Source organism: Pseudomonas phenolilytica (genome assembly GCF_021432765.1).
In the GTDB taxonomy this organism is placed as follows: domain Bacteria; phylum Pseudomonadota; class Gammaproteobacteria; order Pseudomonadales; family Pseudomonadaceae; genus Stutzerimonas; species Stutzerimonas phenolilytica.
In genome coordinates, this window is record NZ_CP058908.1 from 2,491,261 (window position 1) to 2,504,895 (window position 13,635).

Genomic DNA, 13,635 nt, shown 5'->3' on the forward strand with positions numbered 1-13,635 from the left:
CTCGTGGCGGGATAAGCCCGCAACGCTGTGTTTCAGCGGACACAGTCATTCGGCCAAACTCATAGAAGGTGGATCAACATGACGACACCCGATGAAGACATCACAGGTTATGGCGGCCTGCCGCAATCAGGCTCGACGCCGGACAGCGCCGCTCCCGTCAGCTCGCATGGCGCCGCGGATGCCGATCTGAAGGCCAAGGCGCGAGAAGTTGGCGACGAGGTGAAGCAGCAGGGCAAGGCGCAGCTGGACAGCTACCGCGGCACGGCCGCCGACGAGCTGGAAAAGGTCGCACGCAGTGCCCAGGCCGCGGCGGACGAGCTGCAGCAACAGGACAACGGCCTTTCAACGTACGTCTCGGAGATGGCGCAGGGCATGGTCGAGTTGGCCGACAACCTGCGGGGCAAGAGCGTCGACGAGCTGGTCGGCGAGGTCAACCGTCTCGCCCGCAACAATCCGGCGCTGTTCATCGCCGGCAGCATCGCCGTCGGCTTTGGGCTGACCCGCTTCGCCCGTGCCTCCGGGCAGCGCGCGCAGGCGCATGAGCCAACGGTCGACTACGGCCATTCGGACGCCCTGCGGCCGCATCCGACCTCGCCGCTCGGACGCGCCAGCACGACGCCGGGTACCCCCGATCTGCCGAGCCAGATGGAGCTCGACGAGCGACTGTCCAGCGGCCAGCCGGCCGCTCCGGTGGGCAGCATCAGCAACGCCGGTGCCACCACGACGCCCGCCGGTGCACGCCGGCATGATTCCGGCGCGACCAGCTATCCCACCAATGGCAAAGGCACTGACGGAGGGCTGATTCGATGAACGAGCAACGCAACCTCAATACGCCATACGAACCGCTGCACACCGAACAGGACACCTCCGTCGGCGGCCTGCTGCGCCAACTGACCCGCGAGGTGCCCTCACTGTTCACCAAGGAACTGGCGCTGGCCAAGGCCGAACTGAGTGAATCGCTTCGCGCCACCAAGGCAGGCGCCGCCAGCGTGGCGACCGGAGGCGCGGTGCTGCTCGCTGGGTTCATCATTCTGTTGCTGGCGGCGGTGTATTTCCTCGCCACGATGATGGAGCCCTACCTGGCGGCACTGATCGTCGGCGGGGTGGTGGTGGTCATCGGCCTGATCATGGTCTCGGCTGGCAAGAAGAAGTTCGAGGCCTCGTCGCTCAAGCCCGACCGCACCCTCCATTCCATCCAGAAGGATAAAGAAGCCGTCAGGGGGCATGCATGATGAGCACGCACAACCAGATCGACGTAGAAGCGCAGAAGGACCCGGACACCCTCGAACGGGAAATCGACCAGCAGCGCGCCGAGATCGGCAACATCGTCCATGCGCTGGAAAGCAAGCTGTCGCCCGGCCAGATGATCGACACCGCGCTCGGTTACGCCAAGGGCGGTGGGGGTGAATTCCTGCACAACCTCAGCGATACGCTGAAGGCCAATCCGGTGCCGACGGTATTGACCTCGGTCGGCCTGCTCTGGCTGATGGCGGGCCAGAATCGCCGCCCGGATTACCAGGCCGCCAGCGGCCCGTCCGCTACCGACAAACTCGCTGCCAAGGCCTCTAACCTGAAGCAGCAGGGCGTCGGCATGAAGGACCGCGCCAGCCAGCTCGGACACAGCGTATCGCACTCGCTGGGCGATGCACGCAGCCGTGTCGGCGAATCCGGCCGGCATGCCGCCGACAGCCTCAAGCACACGGCGGCGCGCGCTCGCGGCGGTTTTTCGCAACTGCTTGACGAGCAGCCGTTGGCCGTCGGCGCGATGGGCATCGCCCTTGGTGCGCTGCTCGCCGCCACGATGCCGCCGACCCGTCGCGAAGACGAGCTGATGGGCGAGACCAGCGACAGGTTGACCGGCAAACTGCGCGACAAGGCGCGGGCGGGCTATGCCCAGGCGAGCGAAATGGGCAGGGAGGTGGCGGATGAGGTGGTCGGCAAGGTCAAACAGGACATCCACCACGACCCGAGCCGTCCCGCCTCCGGCCCGCATTGAGGTGGCAAAGAAGTTATCGGTCGGGCTTGAGTCCGACCGCATAACCCCCGATAATCCGCCGCCTGGCGCCGGTGTAGCTCAGTAGGTAGAGCAGCGCATTCGTAATGCGAAGGTCGCAGGTTCGACTCCTGTCTCCGGCACCAATGAAATCAAAGGGTTAGCTTCGGCTAGCCCTTTTGTTTTGGGCTGGTGTCCCACAAGTGTCCCTTTCTTGTCCCCTAGCGGATCGCTTGACCGATACAGCGTTGGAAGATATTGGTCATCGCCTGATAGTCACAGGTTACCGCGTCGATGTTTGCTTGGATCCACTCGCCCTCATCGACCTGCCACCAGCTGATCTCGTAGCCGGCGTTCACAATGATGTGATCAAACAGGATCCGCTGCGCGCGTCCGTTTCCTTCCCGGAAAGGGTGGACCATATTCAAATCGCCATAGAGTTCAGCGACGGCGGAGACCAACTGTTGCCGTGACATCCCTTCATACCAGTTGGCCGCCTCCAATTGTCTGAAGAGCTTCGTAGCCTCCGGCCCGATTCGGGTGACGTTGCAGAAGTGCGTACCGCCCTTCGATATGTCCACGGTACGTAGTTCTCCCGCCCATTCGTAAACATCTTCGAAGAGAGTGCGGTGGATCCGTTGCAGATAGGTGAGATCGTAGGGAGGAAGGGCGAAGTCTATTGAGCCTGCAGCGATTTCGGAAAGCGTGCGCTCAGCATCGTGAAGCGCTTGGTCATCGGTCAGGTCCAGGCGGTTGCGTAGAACCGTGGTGCCTGGATAGCAGAGAGGATCCTGACCGACACCGTACTTATCGAGCATCAGGCCTGCCGAGCGCGCAAGGCTCTCAGGGCAGCTTCGCGAGTTGGGAGTTTGCGTTTAGCGTCAGCTGGTGTGGTATCGAAGCCCTCCAGGCGCAGGCTGGCGGCATAGTTCGATTGGCGGACCTTCGCGTAGTAGGCCTTCTTCTCTTCCAAGGTCAGATCGGGCATAGCAAAACCTCGTTCGCGGTGTGCGGGTCATTATAGCGGAATAGCGGATGCTAATTCGCAGCGTCTTGCCGGTCCTTCTGGCCGAGCAACGCCAGCGGCGAATGACTGAGAACAGTCGCGAAGTGATCCGGCGCTAGGTGCGAGTACCGCATCGTCATCTTGATATCGCCGTGGCCCAGGATTCGTTGCAGCGTGAGGATGTTGCCGCCCTGCATCATGTAGTGGCTGGCAAAGGTGTGCCGCAGAATGTGGGTCAGCTGGCCGGGTGTGTGCAAACCGGTGCGTTCGTAGGCTTTGCGGAACGCCGATCGACAGGAGCTGAACAGCCGGCCCGATCCTGGGTAGCCACGCTCAAGCATCAGCTCCACCAGATCATCCGGCACGGGGATGGTCCGCACGCGGCCATTCTTCGTCCTGGCGAAGCGGACTTGCCCGTTCAGCAGCTGGCTACGGGTGATCGACTCCGCTTCATCCCATCGAGCACCAGTAGCCAGACAGAGCTTGGCGACGGGCAGGGTGTGGCTATTGGTCGACGCGGCGCATTCATCCAGTACCAACCGGCATTCGTCCAAGGTGAGATAGGTCAGCTCGGTTTCATCGACGCGCAGTTGCCGCAGCTTGGCGACCGGGTTGGCTTCATGCCAGACGCCCAGGCGGATCAGCTCGTTGAACACGGCTTTCAGGTAGCGATGTTCATGGTTCACCGTTGCCGGGGTGCAGCTCTTGAGGCGTTCGGCCCGATAGCGGCTGAAATCCAGAGCGGTAAAGCTGGAGGCAATCGGGTTGCCCAAGGCTTCGACTATCGCCAGGGTGCGCCCGTAGCGCTTCTGATCCTTGAGCGTCGCGCCATGCAGTTCGTACCAGACCTGCACCAGATCGGCGAGGCGTTCGCCCGGGTCGCGGCCACGGTGGCTGTACTCCCGGCGCATATCGACTACCCAGCGTTCAGCCTCGCTCTTGGTGCGGAAGCCACGCTTGCGCTTGCGGATGCCGGCTGTTCTATCCAGCCAGAAATCCACGTCCCAGCCGGTTGGTCCCTTGGTGATCAAACAGCACGCCCCCAGCGAACGTGGCGCTCCTCGAGCAGTGCCTTGATGTGCTTGTACAGGTCACGCTCGGTCATTTCCTTGGCGGCGTAGTGGTCACGGATCACCGGCCAGCAGTCCCATTGCTGCAGCGTCTCAAACGCCTTTTTTGCGCCCACCCGCTCCCTTGCCAGCAGGCTTACGAAGTTTCCCAGGAACAGCTCCACGTTCTTGCCGGAGAAGCCTCGAGAGGTCTTGTAGTAGCGCTTGTATTCGGTGTCATCCACCAGCGAATCCACGGCCACATCCACCCGCACATCATCGCGCATCAGTGTCCAGATCGGCTCGTAGTAACCAGGGCGAGCAATGAGCTTGAATTGGCGCAGGCCGTAGCGCCACAGGCCGTCCAGATGGGCCGAAAAGGCGGCGAAGGAGTCCGTGTCGATGGCTTCCCCGGTCTTGACGTCAATCGAGCCGCTGGCGAATTGCTGGATAACCGAGTGGTGGTAGCGCAGCTCGACCCGCCACACGTCCTGGGTTGGATCGTAGTTGTCCGGATCAGCCGCATCGAACGAATCCCGACGCCGCCAGACGCTTTCCCAGAAGTCGAGCTTGTCCGTCGCGCGGGCCTGTTCGGTCTTGTTGTAGATACAGAGTTGAACGCCACCGGCCGAGCCGAACATGGACGTTTCCCCGCGCCCGTAGACGCTGGACTTGGTGGCCCACTCCACCTGGCTGATGCCCGAGATATCCCGGTGCGTTCTGGCCCGGCAATGCAGACGTGCCACCAGATCGACCGGAGGCTTCCAGCCTTGCAGGTCCAGGGCGAGGTGGACGGCACACTGGTTGCGCTCCCGGTTGGTCATCACCGCAGCGGGGTAGTAGTCCATCCGCTCTTGCAGCCGTTCCGGCGACAGCGCGTCGATCGCGTGCGGTGATACCTCGATTTTCAGGTGCGGCCCGATGTGCTCCAGCTTCGCGTTGAAGTTCTTGATGAGCAGGATGAAGCCCAGGTCTGCGTTCTGCAGCTTGTACTGGTAGCCCGAGTCCCGGCCCACACGGCCCGAGTGCCAGATCTCCCCGGCAAACTCGACCATCGCGCCCGGCTTCTCGAACAGCGCCATGATTTCCGGGCGGATCAGCCCGCGATACAGCTGGCGGACCGTATCGACGCCGCAGCGCAGCAGGCGAACGCCTGTCAGGTCCTTGAAGCCCGTATAGCCAATGTCCAGAAACAGCCGGCCGTTGCTGCTTTCCTCGCCGGTGGTTCGATCAACGCGGATGAAATCTTTAACTTGCATCGGTTTTACCTTTATTGAGCTTTTGCCACTGAACCCACAACTGGTTATCTGACGTGTTACAGGGACGTCAGCGGGGCGGCGCGCGCACGCCGGCACAGGCGACGCGCTCGCTACGCTCGGCGTAGAACTGTGCTGCCGTGCGCGCGCTCATTAGCTGCCATGCAGTAACGGCGTCGATGAAGAACTCGATTGGGTCATCCAGGCAGGGTTGATCCTGGGTGAATGGCGGGAGGTAGGAACGGTCGGGTGGCGGCGTGCCGGCAAGGGCAATGCAGAGCACGAGGCTGGCCAGCCCGAGAAGCAGGTGCGGAAGGCAAAGATAGGCGCGGCGCGCGAGAACTAATAACACCAAGGGCGCTGCCCTTGTCATCCCGCTCTTGCCGCCGAGGGCTCGGGAGCGTGGGGTGGAAAAGCTACCCCACACTCCCAGCGATAGGCTGTTCATGGTCGTGCAGGGTCAAGGGTGCGCTGCGCCCGTGCTTCCGTTCGCCGGAACGGTGAAGCTGTTCCGACGAGCCGGGAGCGCGGCCCTTGACCTTGCAGAGTTGGGAAGGGCGATACGGCCCAGTACGTTGCCGGAACTGTGCCGGTCGCGGTGCCGCATCACCCTGATCGTGCGAATGTCCGAAAAGAACACTTCGTTCGGGTAAGGGGCATCCCGGTTCATATCGAAGGTCAGGAAATACCCGTGGTCGTACACGCCTTCCATCGGCACCACCATGCCGACGATGTGCAGGCACTGCCAGTAGGATTCCGGCTCATCGTCCCAGTGCAGTTCAACCAGAACGGTCTGGCCGATGAAGTCCTGGGCGGTGGAGGCATCCACAACGGCGTGCTGGCTAGTCATGGCTGTAATCCCCCGCGGCGAAGCTCTCCTTGCCGCTGAGCAGGTCGGCCCGCAGCTTGCCCACGTTCACCATGCGGAAGTCCGAGAAGGTGACGCTGGGTAGCGTGCCGTTCTCTACCCACTCGGTGACTTCCTCCACCGGAATGCCACTGGCCGAGGCGAAGGTCACGATGCTGCACAGGTTGCTGATGGCCGCGCCCAGGGGCACAACATTGCTGCCGGTTTGGTCTGCGTTCGGCTTACTCATCGGTGTAGTCTCCCTGGGCGAAGATGGTTTTGCCCTTTGCCAGATCGGTACGAATCTGGGCGAGGTTGACCACGCGAGGCCGGCCCATTTTTACGCTGGGGATGGTGCCGCTCTGCATCCAGGCAATTACGGTATCGACACTTACGCCAAGCATCGCCCCGTAGACCTCCTTGCTGCACATGAGGGCGTTACGGCAATCGAGATAGATCACTCGCTTGCCGTCCAGATCAAAACTCACGTCGAATGGTGGTTCGTTTAGGTGCGTAGTCATCGCCTATCCCTGCCTCTGAAATGCTCATAAACTGTGGTTAATGGGTGTTTCGAGCTGTGGAAATATTCCACTGGCGGAGGAACTATAACACTGCGACGATAGTCGTGGAATAATTCCACAGAGAGTTTTTAGAAGAAATGGAGCTAACTCAAGACAGAGTTAGAGCGCTTGTGCATATGTTGGGGCATAAGGCCGTATCCCAGGCGACTGGGATCAAAGAAGAACGGCTGAAGACCATCAGGTACAAAACTGATGCGAACGTTCGGACGATTGAGCTGGACATGATCGCGCACGCTTATCAGCAATACAGCTTGTGGTTGAGAACAGGCGAGATAGATCTAGCCAAAGGCCAAATCAGTCCGGCGTACGCCGAAGCGGACCTAAAGTTGGAAGGACAAAACGCGGGCAGCAAATAACAGCCGAAGCGGCCCGGCGATGGTTCAGCCGAACGACATGATTCCAGGGAGAAGGGCATGGGAAACATCATCGACATGGCAAGCTTCGAGCATCTCCGCAGGTCAAACACGGATGACCGCTACACATGCCCGAAGACCAACGTAACGTTCCCCTATATCTACAAAGTGCTAGTGCCTGAGGGCGAGCTGGTAGACGAGGTGCCGGTCTTCGTCGGCACCTACAGCACCGAATACCGGCTCAAAGAGCCATCAAACCTAGAGCAACTTCCAGACTTTCCCCCTCTGATCGTAACCAAGATCAGCACACTCGATGCTGACGCCGAAATCTATCTCGACGTTATCCACTTCACCAATAAAGAAAGAGCGATTGGCTTCAGGCAGGCATGTGCCCATCTAGGGATAGAGCCAGAATCTGTTCGTGGATGTGAGAATGATCAAGGTGTTTTCATTCTACTGCGAAGAGATAAACCCTCAAGGAAACAGGGGCACATAATCTATCGGAGCAGCAAGCTTCAACACTTTGATCAGTTAGGCGCCGAGATTGAATGTGACTATGTCGCTGCATTCAATGATCGCGGAGTTATCGTGCCGCTCGCTGATATCGAAGACATTGTGGAGTAGCTGGTAAAGGATGGCGAGACAGAAAGAAGAAAATAACGGCGGAAGCGGCCCAGGATGGTTCGGCAAATAATGAAAGCTTAAAGATGTTAAGAATATATTGTTTGCAAGTCGAAGCTGATATGCGCGATCTTCGTATATTTCAACCGTTTTTGTTTATTAAGTTTGATTCGGAAGGGGAGGGGTAAGGATGCAAGGCGTAAGTATTAGTTTTAATCTGGCAGAAAATACATTAATTGAAGACGTTTTTAGTGAGTGTCTTAATTGGATTTTAGACTCTCCTCATACGAAAATTGCTCAAGAAGAGCTGGCGCGCTTTGATTCTAAGGGGGAGTTCTCTTTTAAAAAAGACGAGGAGGAGATTGGTTATTCTCGGGCGGAGGATGAGTTTGGAAATTCTGCGCACTCTTTGCGATATAAGAAAGGAAATGAAAATCTTAAATGGATAACTGAAATATCCTATATTAAGAGTTCTGATGATTTTTTAGTGAGTGTAAAGGCTGGCCAGGAATCCTCCAGTGCAGTCTCTAACTATGGTGAGGTAAAAAAACCGGTAATCGTTATTCGGTTGTTGGACCGCTTCGGTGGCGGGCTTGACGGTGATTTGCCGGTCGCTATTGATCCGATTTATCTTAAATAAGGTGAGGTTGGCTTTAGATTAGCTGAGGCGTTGATTAATGGCGAATCTATAAATCGCTTGCCTGTGGTATATGTTAGTGCCTCTAGAATAGGGCACCGTTTGATACCTGGTCGGCTGGCCAGAAAGCTATCTGGCATGGCGCACGTTATTGTAGAGCCGTCACGCGAATTCTCTAATAAAATTCGAGCCTCCGTTAATTCAAGAAACGTATATGGCGGTGCTGTCGGAATATACTGGCCCGGCGGCAGTGGCGTAACCCTTTTTAGAAGGGATAAGTTGGATGCAAAAGAATTTGAGAACGAAATCTACGAAAAAATTTGTTCAGCCCTTCTAACGCTGAGTCCCGGAAAGAAATGCAGTTGGGATGAGGTTGGTCATATTAAGAATAGGAACGCTATTCGAAATCTGAAGAGGGATGGAGATTCTGCTACCGAACTGGTCGCTCTCTATGAGAACGAGCTGGAGGAAAAGGAACAGACTATTAAGACTCTGTCTCACGATATTGAAAGGCTTGGTGCGAAAATTAGATCCCTTGAGTCAAAAAACCTAGTTCAAGGGGGGCTTGTTTTAGCTAAGGGTGACGAGGATGATTTCTTTGATAATGAGATACTGTCCGTAGTTATTGACGCTTTAAAAGATCATCTAGAAAAGAGTGTGCACCCAAATTCGCGAAGGGCGCATATCTTGAAGTCAATATTGGATAGTAACTTGGTTGAAAGTGATCATGATGAAAGAATCGCTTCGATCAAGGCTGCTTTGAGAGGCTACAAGGATATGAATAAGAAAATTAGGGGTGTTTTTGAAGAGCTCGGATTTAGTTTGGCTAGCGATGGAAAACATTGGAAAATAATTTATCAGGAAGATGACCGTTATAGCTACGTCCTTCCCAAAACAGGAAGCGATCATAGGGGAGGGCTAAATGCCGGGGCGGATATAACAAACATTGTTTACTAATCGCTGCAGTCGCGCCAACTTCCGACTGCTCTGCAACGACTAGAGGCCAGGCTACGCTACGAATTGATGATACATCGTACAGTGCTTGGCCTCTTTTTACGTTTTATCAGGAGCCGTCATAGATATCCAGCGAAAGTGATATGCCTCGGTCGGCTAGGCGCTTTAGCGTTGAAGGATGAATGTCTAATCCTTCGTTACTCTCCAGCAGGAACAAACCGCAGAAGAGGTCACATCTGTAGGACTCTGATAGCTTGCTCCAGATATCGAGGTCATCTGTGAGCTGATCAAGTATCTCTTTTGCTTGACCGTCTATATCCTCAGGCTCATGAGCTTGAGCGGACAGCGACCAATGACCTGATTTCCTTGTTACGGTCCTACCTGTGGCTTTGATTGTGTATATCTCGCCTTTGGCATACATCGTTGTCCCTTCTCGGCCGAGAAGCTTCGATATCTCCAAGGGATTCAGGCTGTCACCGATTATTCTCAGTGACGCCTTTGACCGGCTGACGTGTGCCATGAGGTGCTTCTCGTTATCTGACGAGGATGAGCCGACTCGTAATGCTGGTTGTATATCGAGCAGCTTCGGATTGGGGAAGTGTCCCCTTGCGCCCCAAAAAATCCAAGTAGCGCATATTAACCAACGAATAGTAGTAGCTGACCCCACGATTTTACTGGCTTCCAGCTTCTGCCGAGGGAAGTGACGCTTATTCGTAATGCGAAGGTCGCAGGTTCGACTCCTGTCTCCGGCACCAATGAAAATCAAAGGCTCGCAGCGATGCGGGCCTTTTTCGTTTCTGAGGGTGCCGACGCGGGTCGGTTAGACGAGGTTGGCAGCAGCGGGGTCTGCGTGGCGATGCTGGACGGCTTTTCACGGGGCCGCCATGAATCGAAGCCCGTGCGTGACACCGTGCGTAGCACCCGCTATTGCCGACGACCGTCGCCAACCGCGTTGATGTGACTGGCCAGGGTCGACTCCGAAACGAGACGGCCGGCCTACACCGCTTCGATCAGCTTATTGCGGCGGACCACGCCGCATGCGTTCGGCACCCGTAGTGGTTACAGACCGAGTTCCGACAGCCCCGGGTGATCATCCGGGCGACGTCCCAGTGGCCAGCGGAATTTTCGTTGATCCTCGGTAATGGGCAGGTCGTTGATGCAGGCGAAGCGGCGCGCCATCAGGCCGTTCTCTGCGAACTCCCAGTTCTCGTTGCCGTAGGAGCGGAACCAGTTGCCGGAGTCGTCATGCCATTCATAGGCGTAGCGCACTGCGATGCGGTTCTCCGTGAATGCCCATAGCTCCTTGATCAGGCGATAGTCGAGTTCCCGGTTCCATTTGCGCGTGAGAAACGCCTGGGCTTCGGCGCGGCTGCTGGCGAACTCGGTACGATTGCGCCAGCGGGTGTCGGCGGTATAGGCGAGGGCCACTTTGGCCGGATCGCGGCTGTTCCAGCCGTCTTCGGCGAGTCGTACCTTGAGCACGGCGGTCTCGCGGGTGAAGGGAGGGACTGGCTGACGGATTTCCGAAGTGGACATGGTGGTTGCTCCTTTGGCGGGAAATAAAGCCCTGGGCGGCGAGGTATCGGCGCCGGTCACCTCAGAGATCGAGAACCAGGGGTTGGGGATCGCCCTCCGATTGCGCCGGTACCGCGCAGCAGATCAGCACCTGATCGCTGGCGGGCATCTGTGCCGGTGGGGTGGGGTAATGCACGCTGCCGCTGATCAGCCGGGTGCTGCAGGTACCGCAGGAGCCGCCACGGCAGCTGAACTCGGGGTTAAGGCCGCGGCTTTCCGCCAGTTCCAGCAGGCTGCCGCTGTCGGGTGTCCAGTGTGCTTCGGTGGCTGATGCGCGAAAGTGCACCGGCACCGGTGCGCTGGCTGCAAAGGACTGCTCCGGCGGCCGCCCGGTTTCGGCGCGCCGCAAGGCCGACGGGCCGAATGCCTCGGCATGGATGCGCTGGTCCGGGATGTTCACGCTGCGCAGGCCGTCGTACATGTCCTGGAGAAAGCCCGCCGGGCCGCACAGGTAGAAGTCGTAATCATCCAGCGGCAGTCGCGCCTTGACCTGCGCGAAGTCCAGGCGGCCCGCCATCTGGTAATCGCGCTCCGGCTGCGCCGAGCCGGGGATGCTCAGCGCGCGGTGGATGTGCAGCAGTCCGTTGGAGCGCTGCCGCAGTTCGCTGAGTTCTCTCTGGAAGGGCAGGTCGGCCAGGGTTCTGGCGCTCTGGAACAGATGAATCGCACGCGCCTTGCGCTGCGGCCGGTTCTGCGCCACCCGTTCTCGGGCCATCGAGATCAGCGGTGTGATGCCGACACCGGCGCTCAGCAATACCACTGGCCGTTCGCTGTCATCGTGCAGGGTAAAGTTGCCCAGTGGGGGCCGTACCTCCAGCCGGTCGCCCGCCCGCAGCTCGTCATGCAGATGCGCGGAGGCCCGGCCTTGCCGCTTGACGCTGATGCGGATGTAACCGTCCGACGGCGCGCTGGAAACGCTGTAGGTTCTGACCAGGGCATCGCCCTCGGCGGTGTGGATGCGGATCGGTAGGTGCTGGCCCGCGGCGAATGGCACGGCAGCGCCGTCCGGCGGCTCGAGGAAGAACGAGCGGATGTCGCGGCTCTCCTGTTGTACATGGGTGACCCGCCATGACTGCCACTGCCGGTGTTGTGCCTGCCGATGCAGCTGCTGGTCAGCTTCCGCCCAGGTGCCGGTTGCCAGGCTGGTGGGGGCGTAGCCGTGAAACTGCCAGCGGATCGTCAGCGCGCCCGGGCGCAGCACTGCCTGTTCGACTTCAAAGGCCCAGAGCCGCTCGGCGCCCTCGAAGGCGTCGAGCGAGGGGCTGTCCAGCAGCAGTTCGGTGCGGCCTGTGAGTTGCAGCAGGTCGCCAGTGGTGAAGTCGATGAACAGCAAGCCCGCGACCGGATTGGTCTGCAGGTTGCCCAAGGTGTTGAAGAACCGGTTGCCGGCGTAATCGGGGATAGTCAGGCGGTTGCCTTCAACCTTGATGAAACCGGCACGGCCGCCGCGATGAGAGACGTCCACGGCGCGCGCCTTGCTGTCACGCGCGACGTAGCTGGCGACGAAGAAGGTGTCGGCGGCACGGATGAGCGCGCGGGTGCGTTCGTCCAGCGTGCTGAAATTCTGGCGCGGCGCGATGCCGTCTGCCGGGGGCGGCACGCGGGCATAGGAGCGCTCCTGAATGTACTTCGGGCAGTTGCCGTAGGACTGCTCGACCATCACCTCAAAGCCATCGGCCGCTACGCGCCGGATCACGCCGTTCATGCGATTGCGCCGGCGCGTATGCAGCTCGATGCCGAGCAGGCCGATCGCCTGGTTCGCCCGCAGCCCGGCAGCTGCCGGGTCTTGCGGGTCGGCGTGCGCCGCCAGAAACAGGTGCTGCGGGTCGGCGGAGGTGACAAAACCTTCCGGCCCTTCGAGCAGGGTGGCCCAGGGACGATTATCGGCGTCCACCGCGCCGACCACCATGAATGGCAACTGCTGGAAGAACTCGCGGTGCTGCTCAGGCATGTAATCGCGGATGACTTGCCGCCCGAGTACGGCCAACCGTTCGGCTACGTTGAAGCGCTCCTGCAGCGCTCTCTCACCGGCATGCCAGGGTGACGCCGGGTGTTCGGGCAGATGATCCATGACTCACGCTCCTCGAAAACTGCCGGAAGGCCCGGCAGTCCGGTACTTACTCAGGCGGCTTGCAAACCTATGACGGTGCGCTGCATGGGTACGAAGCCGGGCAGGGCCTCGATGCGTTGCAGCCAGGCGCGCACATTGGGGTAGGGCTCGAGCGAGACGTTGCCCTCCGGCGCATGAGCGATGTAGCTGTAGTTGGAGACGTCGGCGATGCTCGGTTCGGCGCCGGCCAGGAAGGGGCTGTGGGCCAGTTCGGCGTCCATAACCTTGAGCAGCGTGTGGGCGCGAGCGATGACCTCTTCGGCATTGAATGATGCACCGAACACGGTGATCAGTCGCGCCGCCGCCGGGCCGTAGGCCACCTGGCCGGCGGCCACCGACAACCAGCGCTGGATGCGCGCTTCGGCGAGCGCGTCCTGCGGCTGCCAGCTGTCGCCGCCGTAGCGCTTGGCGAGGTAGACCAGAATCGCGTTGGAGTCGCTGATGAAGGTGCCGTTGTCATCGATGACCGGCACTTGGCCGAAGGCGTTGATGGCGAGGAACTCGGCAGATTTGTGTTCGCCGTTGGCCAGGTCGACAGACACCAGCTCATAGGGGAGCTGCAGCAGCGAAAGCATCAGTTCGACGCGGTGGGCATGCCCGGAGAGCGGGTGACGGTAGAGTTTGATCGGCTGAGACATGGTGCTGGCTCCGCA

At 59.2% G+C, this 13,635-nt stretch carries 18 protein-coding genes and 1 tRNA gene; 7 read left to right on the forward strand and 12 right to left on the reverse strand.

Translation table 11 applies throughout. The features are described 5' to 3' along the window. Window positions 1-78 precede the first annotated feature (78 nt). The 4 genes from HU825_RS12010 (at window position 79) to HU825_RS12025 (ending at window position 2,139) form a co-directional block, all read left to right on the forward strand. Entirely contained in the window at window positions 79-810 is a 732-nt protein-coding gene (locus HU825_RS12010; protein ID WP_234302104.1) for a hypothetical protein, read from the forward strand. Next, window positions 807-1,232 carry a phage holin family protein gene (locus tag HU825_RS12015; protein ID WP_043296656.1) on the forward strand — a complete coding sequence of 142 codons (426 nt, stop codon included), beginning with the start codon at window positions 807-809 and terminating at the stop codon, window positions 1,230-1,232. The genes HU825_RS12010 and HU825_RS12015 overlap by 4 nt, the downstream gene beginning before the upstream one ends. Beyond that, entirely contained in the window at window positions 1,232-1,996 is a 765-nt protein-coding gene (locus HU825_RS12020) for a DUF3618 domain-containing protein (RefSeq protein WP_043296655.1), read from the forward strand. Before HU825_RS12015 ends, HU825_RS12020 begins: the two co-directional genes overlap by 1 nt. A 67-nt stretch (window positions 1,997-2,063) precedes the next feature. Then, window positions 2,064-2,139 (forward strand) — tRNA-Thr (locus HU825_RS12025). Window positions 2,140-2,214: 75 nt separating this feature from the next. On the opposite strand, the gene HU825_RS12030 is transcribed toward HU825_RS12025, so the two are convergent. From HU825_RS12030 to HU825_RS12065, 8 genes are all read right to left on the reverse strand, one after another. Then, entirely contained in the window at window positions 2,215-2,811 is a 597-nt protein-coding gene (locus tag HU825_RS12030) for a putative adenosine monophosphate-protein transferase Fic (protein WP_234302105.1), read from the reverse strand. After that, entirely contained in the window at window positions 2,811-2,981 is a 171-nt protein-coding gene (locus HU825_RS12035; protein WP_083674913.1) for a YhfG family protein, read from the reverse strand. Before HU825_RS12035 ends, HU825_RS12030 begins: the two co-directional genes overlap by 1 nt. Before the next feature lie 50 nt (window positions 2,982-3,031). Continuing rightward, window positions 3,032-4,030: a phage integrase gene (locus tag HU825_RS12040; RefSeq protein WP_200631131.1), complete on the reverse strand. Its 999-nt coding sequence runs from the start codon at window positions 4,028-4,030 to the stop codon at window positions 3,032-3,034. Beyond that, on the reverse strand, window positions 4,027-5,307 hold the full coding sequence (locus HU825_RS12045) for a hypothetical protein (protein WP_234302106.1): 1,281 nt from the start codon (window positions 5,305-5,307) through the stop codon (window positions 4,027-4,029). The genes HU825_RS12040 and HU825_RS12045 overlap by 4 nt, the downstream gene beginning before the upstream one ends. Before the next feature lie 67 nt (window positions 5,308-5,374). After that, window positions 5,375-5,656: a hypothetical protein gene (locus HU825_RS12050; protein WP_234303395.1), complete on the reverse strand. Its 282-nt coding sequence runs from the start codon at window positions 5,654-5,656 to the stop codon at window positions 5,375-5,377. A gap of 108 nt (window positions 5,657-5,764) precedes the next feature. Further along, on the reverse strand, window positions 5,765-6,154 hold the full coding sequence (locus tag HU825_RS12055) for a hypothetical protein (RefSeq protein WP_234302107.1): 390 nt from the start codon (window positions 6,152-6,154) through the stop codon (window positions 5,765-5,767). Further along, window positions 6,147-6,401 (reverse strand): hypothetical protein, encoded by a 255-nt coding sequence (locus tag HU825_RS12060; protein WP_008570048.1) that lies wholly within the window; start codon window positions 6,399-6,401, stop codon window positions 6,147-6,149. The genes HU825_RS12055 and HU825_RS12060 overlap by 8 nt, the downstream gene beginning before the upstream one ends. After that, window positions 6,394-6,672, reverse strand: a complete 279-nt coding sequence (locus HU825_RS12065) for a MerR family transcriptional regulator (RefSeq protein ID WP_234302108.1) — start codon at window positions 6,670-6,672, stop codon at window positions 6,394-6,396. The genes HU825_RS12060 and HU825_RS12065 overlap by 8 nt, the downstream gene beginning before the upstream one ends. Window positions 6,673-7,145: 473 nt before the next feature. On the opposite strand from HU825_RS12065, the gene HU825_RS12070 reads away from it, so the two are divergent. The 3 genes from HU825_RS12070 to HU825_RS12080 all read left to right on the forward strand — a co-directional run bounded on the left by HU825_RS12070 (window position 7,146) and on the right by HU825_RS12080 (window position 9,300). Beyond that, window positions 7,146-7,709 carry a hypothetical protein gene (locus tag HU825_RS12070; RefSeq protein ID WP_234302109.1) on the forward strand — a complete coding sequence of 188 codons (564 nt, stop codon included), beginning with the start codon at window positions 7,146-7,148 and terminating at the stop codon, window positions 7,707-7,709. Window positions 7,710-7,896: 187 nt separating this feature from the next. Continuing rightward, window positions 7,897-8,346 (forward strand): hypothetical protein, encoded by a 450-nt coding sequence (locus HU825_RS12075; RefSeq protein WP_234302110.1) that lies wholly within the window; start codon window positions 7,897-7,899, stop codon window positions 8,344-8,346. Window positions 8,347-8,481: 135 nt separating this feature from the next. Next, window positions 8,482-9,300: a hypothetical protein gene (locus HU825_RS12080; RefSeq protein WP_234302111.1), complete on the forward strand. Its 819-nt coding sequence runs from the start codon at window positions 8,482-8,484 to the stop codon at window positions 9,298-9,300. A gap of 106 nt (window positions 9,301-9,406) precedes the next feature. Here HU825_RS12080 and HU825_RS12085 read toward each other — a convergent pair whose 3' ends face one another. The 4 genes from HU825_RS12085 to HU825_RS12100 form a co-directional block, all read right to left on the reverse strand. Beyond that, window positions 9,407-9,817, reverse strand: a complete 411-nt coding sequence (locus HU825_RS12085; protein ID WP_234302112.1) for a DUF4279 domain-containing protein — start codon at window positions 9,815-9,817, stop codon at window positions 9,407-9,409. A gap of 539 nt (window positions 9,818-10,356) precedes the next feature. Continuing rightward, window positions 10,357-10,833: a nuclear transport factor 2 family protein gene (locus tag HU825_RS12090; protein WP_043296654.1), complete on the reverse strand. Its 477-nt coding sequence runs from the start codon at window positions 10,831-10,833 to the stop codon at window positions 10,357-10,359. Window positions 10,834-10,894: 61 nt separating this feature from the next. Further along, window positions 10,895-12,943, reverse strand: coding sequence for a pyridoxamine 5'-phosphate oxidase family protein (locus HU825_RS12095; RefSeq protein ID WP_234302113.1), 2,049 nt, complete (start codon window positions 12,941-12,943; stop codon window positions 10,895-10,897). 50 nt (window positions 12,944-12,993) lie between these two features. Beyond that, window positions 12,994-13,620: a glutathione S-transferase family protein gene (locus tag HU825_RS12100; RefSeq protein WP_234302114.1), complete on the reverse strand. Its 627-nt coding sequence runs from the start codon at window positions 13,618-13,620 to the stop codon at window positions 12,994-12,996. Between the last annotated feature and the right edge of the window lie 15 nt (window positions 13,621-13,635).

Bases quoted from the DNA above. Each gene is read 5' to 3' on its own strand.
- HU825_RS12010 (WP_234302104.1), top strand. From the start codon at position 79: ATGACGACACCCGATGAAGACATCACAGGTTATGGCGGCCTGCCGCAA.
- HU825_RS12015 (WP_043296656.1), top strand. From the start codon at position 807: ATGAACGAGCAACGCAACCTCAATACGCCATACGAACCGCTGCACACC.
- HU825_RS12020 (WP_043296655.1), top strand. From the start codon at position 1,232: ATGAGCACGCACAACCAGATCGACGTAGAAGCGCAGAAGGACCCGGAC.
- HU825_RS12030 (WP_234302105.1), bottom strand. From the start codon at position 2,811: ATGCTCGATAAGTACGGTGTCGGTCAGGATCCTCTCTGCTATCCAGGC.
- HU825_RS12035 (WP_083674913.1), bottom strand. From the start codon at position 2,981: ATGCCCGATCTGACCTTGGAAGAGAAGAAGGCCTACTACGCGAAGGTC.
- HU825_RS12045 (WP_234302106.1), bottom strand. From the start codon at position 5,307: ATGCAAGTTAAAGATTTCATCCGCGTTGATCGAACCACCGGCGAGGAA.
- HU825_RS12055 (WP_234302107.1), bottom strand. From the start codon at position 6,154: ATGACTAGCCAGCACGCCGTTGTGGATGCCTCCACCGCCCAGGACTTC.
- HU825_RS12060 (WP_008570048.1), bottom strand. From the start codon at position 6,401: ATGAGTAAGCCGAACGCAGACCAAACCGGCAGCAATGTTGTGCCCCTG.
- HU825_RS12065 (WP_234302108.1), bottom strand. From the start codon at position 6,672: ATGACTACGCACCTAAACGAACCACCATTCGACGTGAGTTTTGATCTG.
- HU825_RS12070 (WP_234302109.1), top strand. From the start codon at position 7,146: ATGGGAAACATCATCGACATGGCAAGCTTCGAGCATCTCCGCAGGTCA.
- HU825_RS12075 (WP_234302110.1), top strand. From the start codon at position 7,897: ATGCAAGGCGTAAGTATTAGTTTTAATCTGGCAGAAAATACATTAATT.
- HU825_RS12080 (WP_234302111.1), top strand. From the start codon at position 8,482: ATGGCGCACGTTATTGTAGAGCCGTCACGCGAATTCTCTAATAAAATT.
- HU825_RS12085 (WP_234302112.1), bottom strand. From the start codon at position 9,817: ATGGCACACGTCAGCCGGTCAAAGGCGTCACTGAGAATAATCGGTGAC.
- HU825_RS12090 (WP_043296654.1), bottom strand. From the start codon at position 10,833: ATGTCCACTTCGGAAATCCGTCAGCCAGTCCCTCCCTTCACCCGCGAG.
- HU825_RS12095 (WP_234302113.1), bottom strand. From the start codon at position 12,943: ATGGATCATCTGCCCGAACACCCGGCGTCACCCTGGCATGCCGGTGAG.
- HU825_RS12100 (WP_234302114.1), bottom strand. From the start codon at position 13,620: ATGTCTCAGCCGATCAAACTCTACCGTCACCCGCTCTCCGGGCATGCC.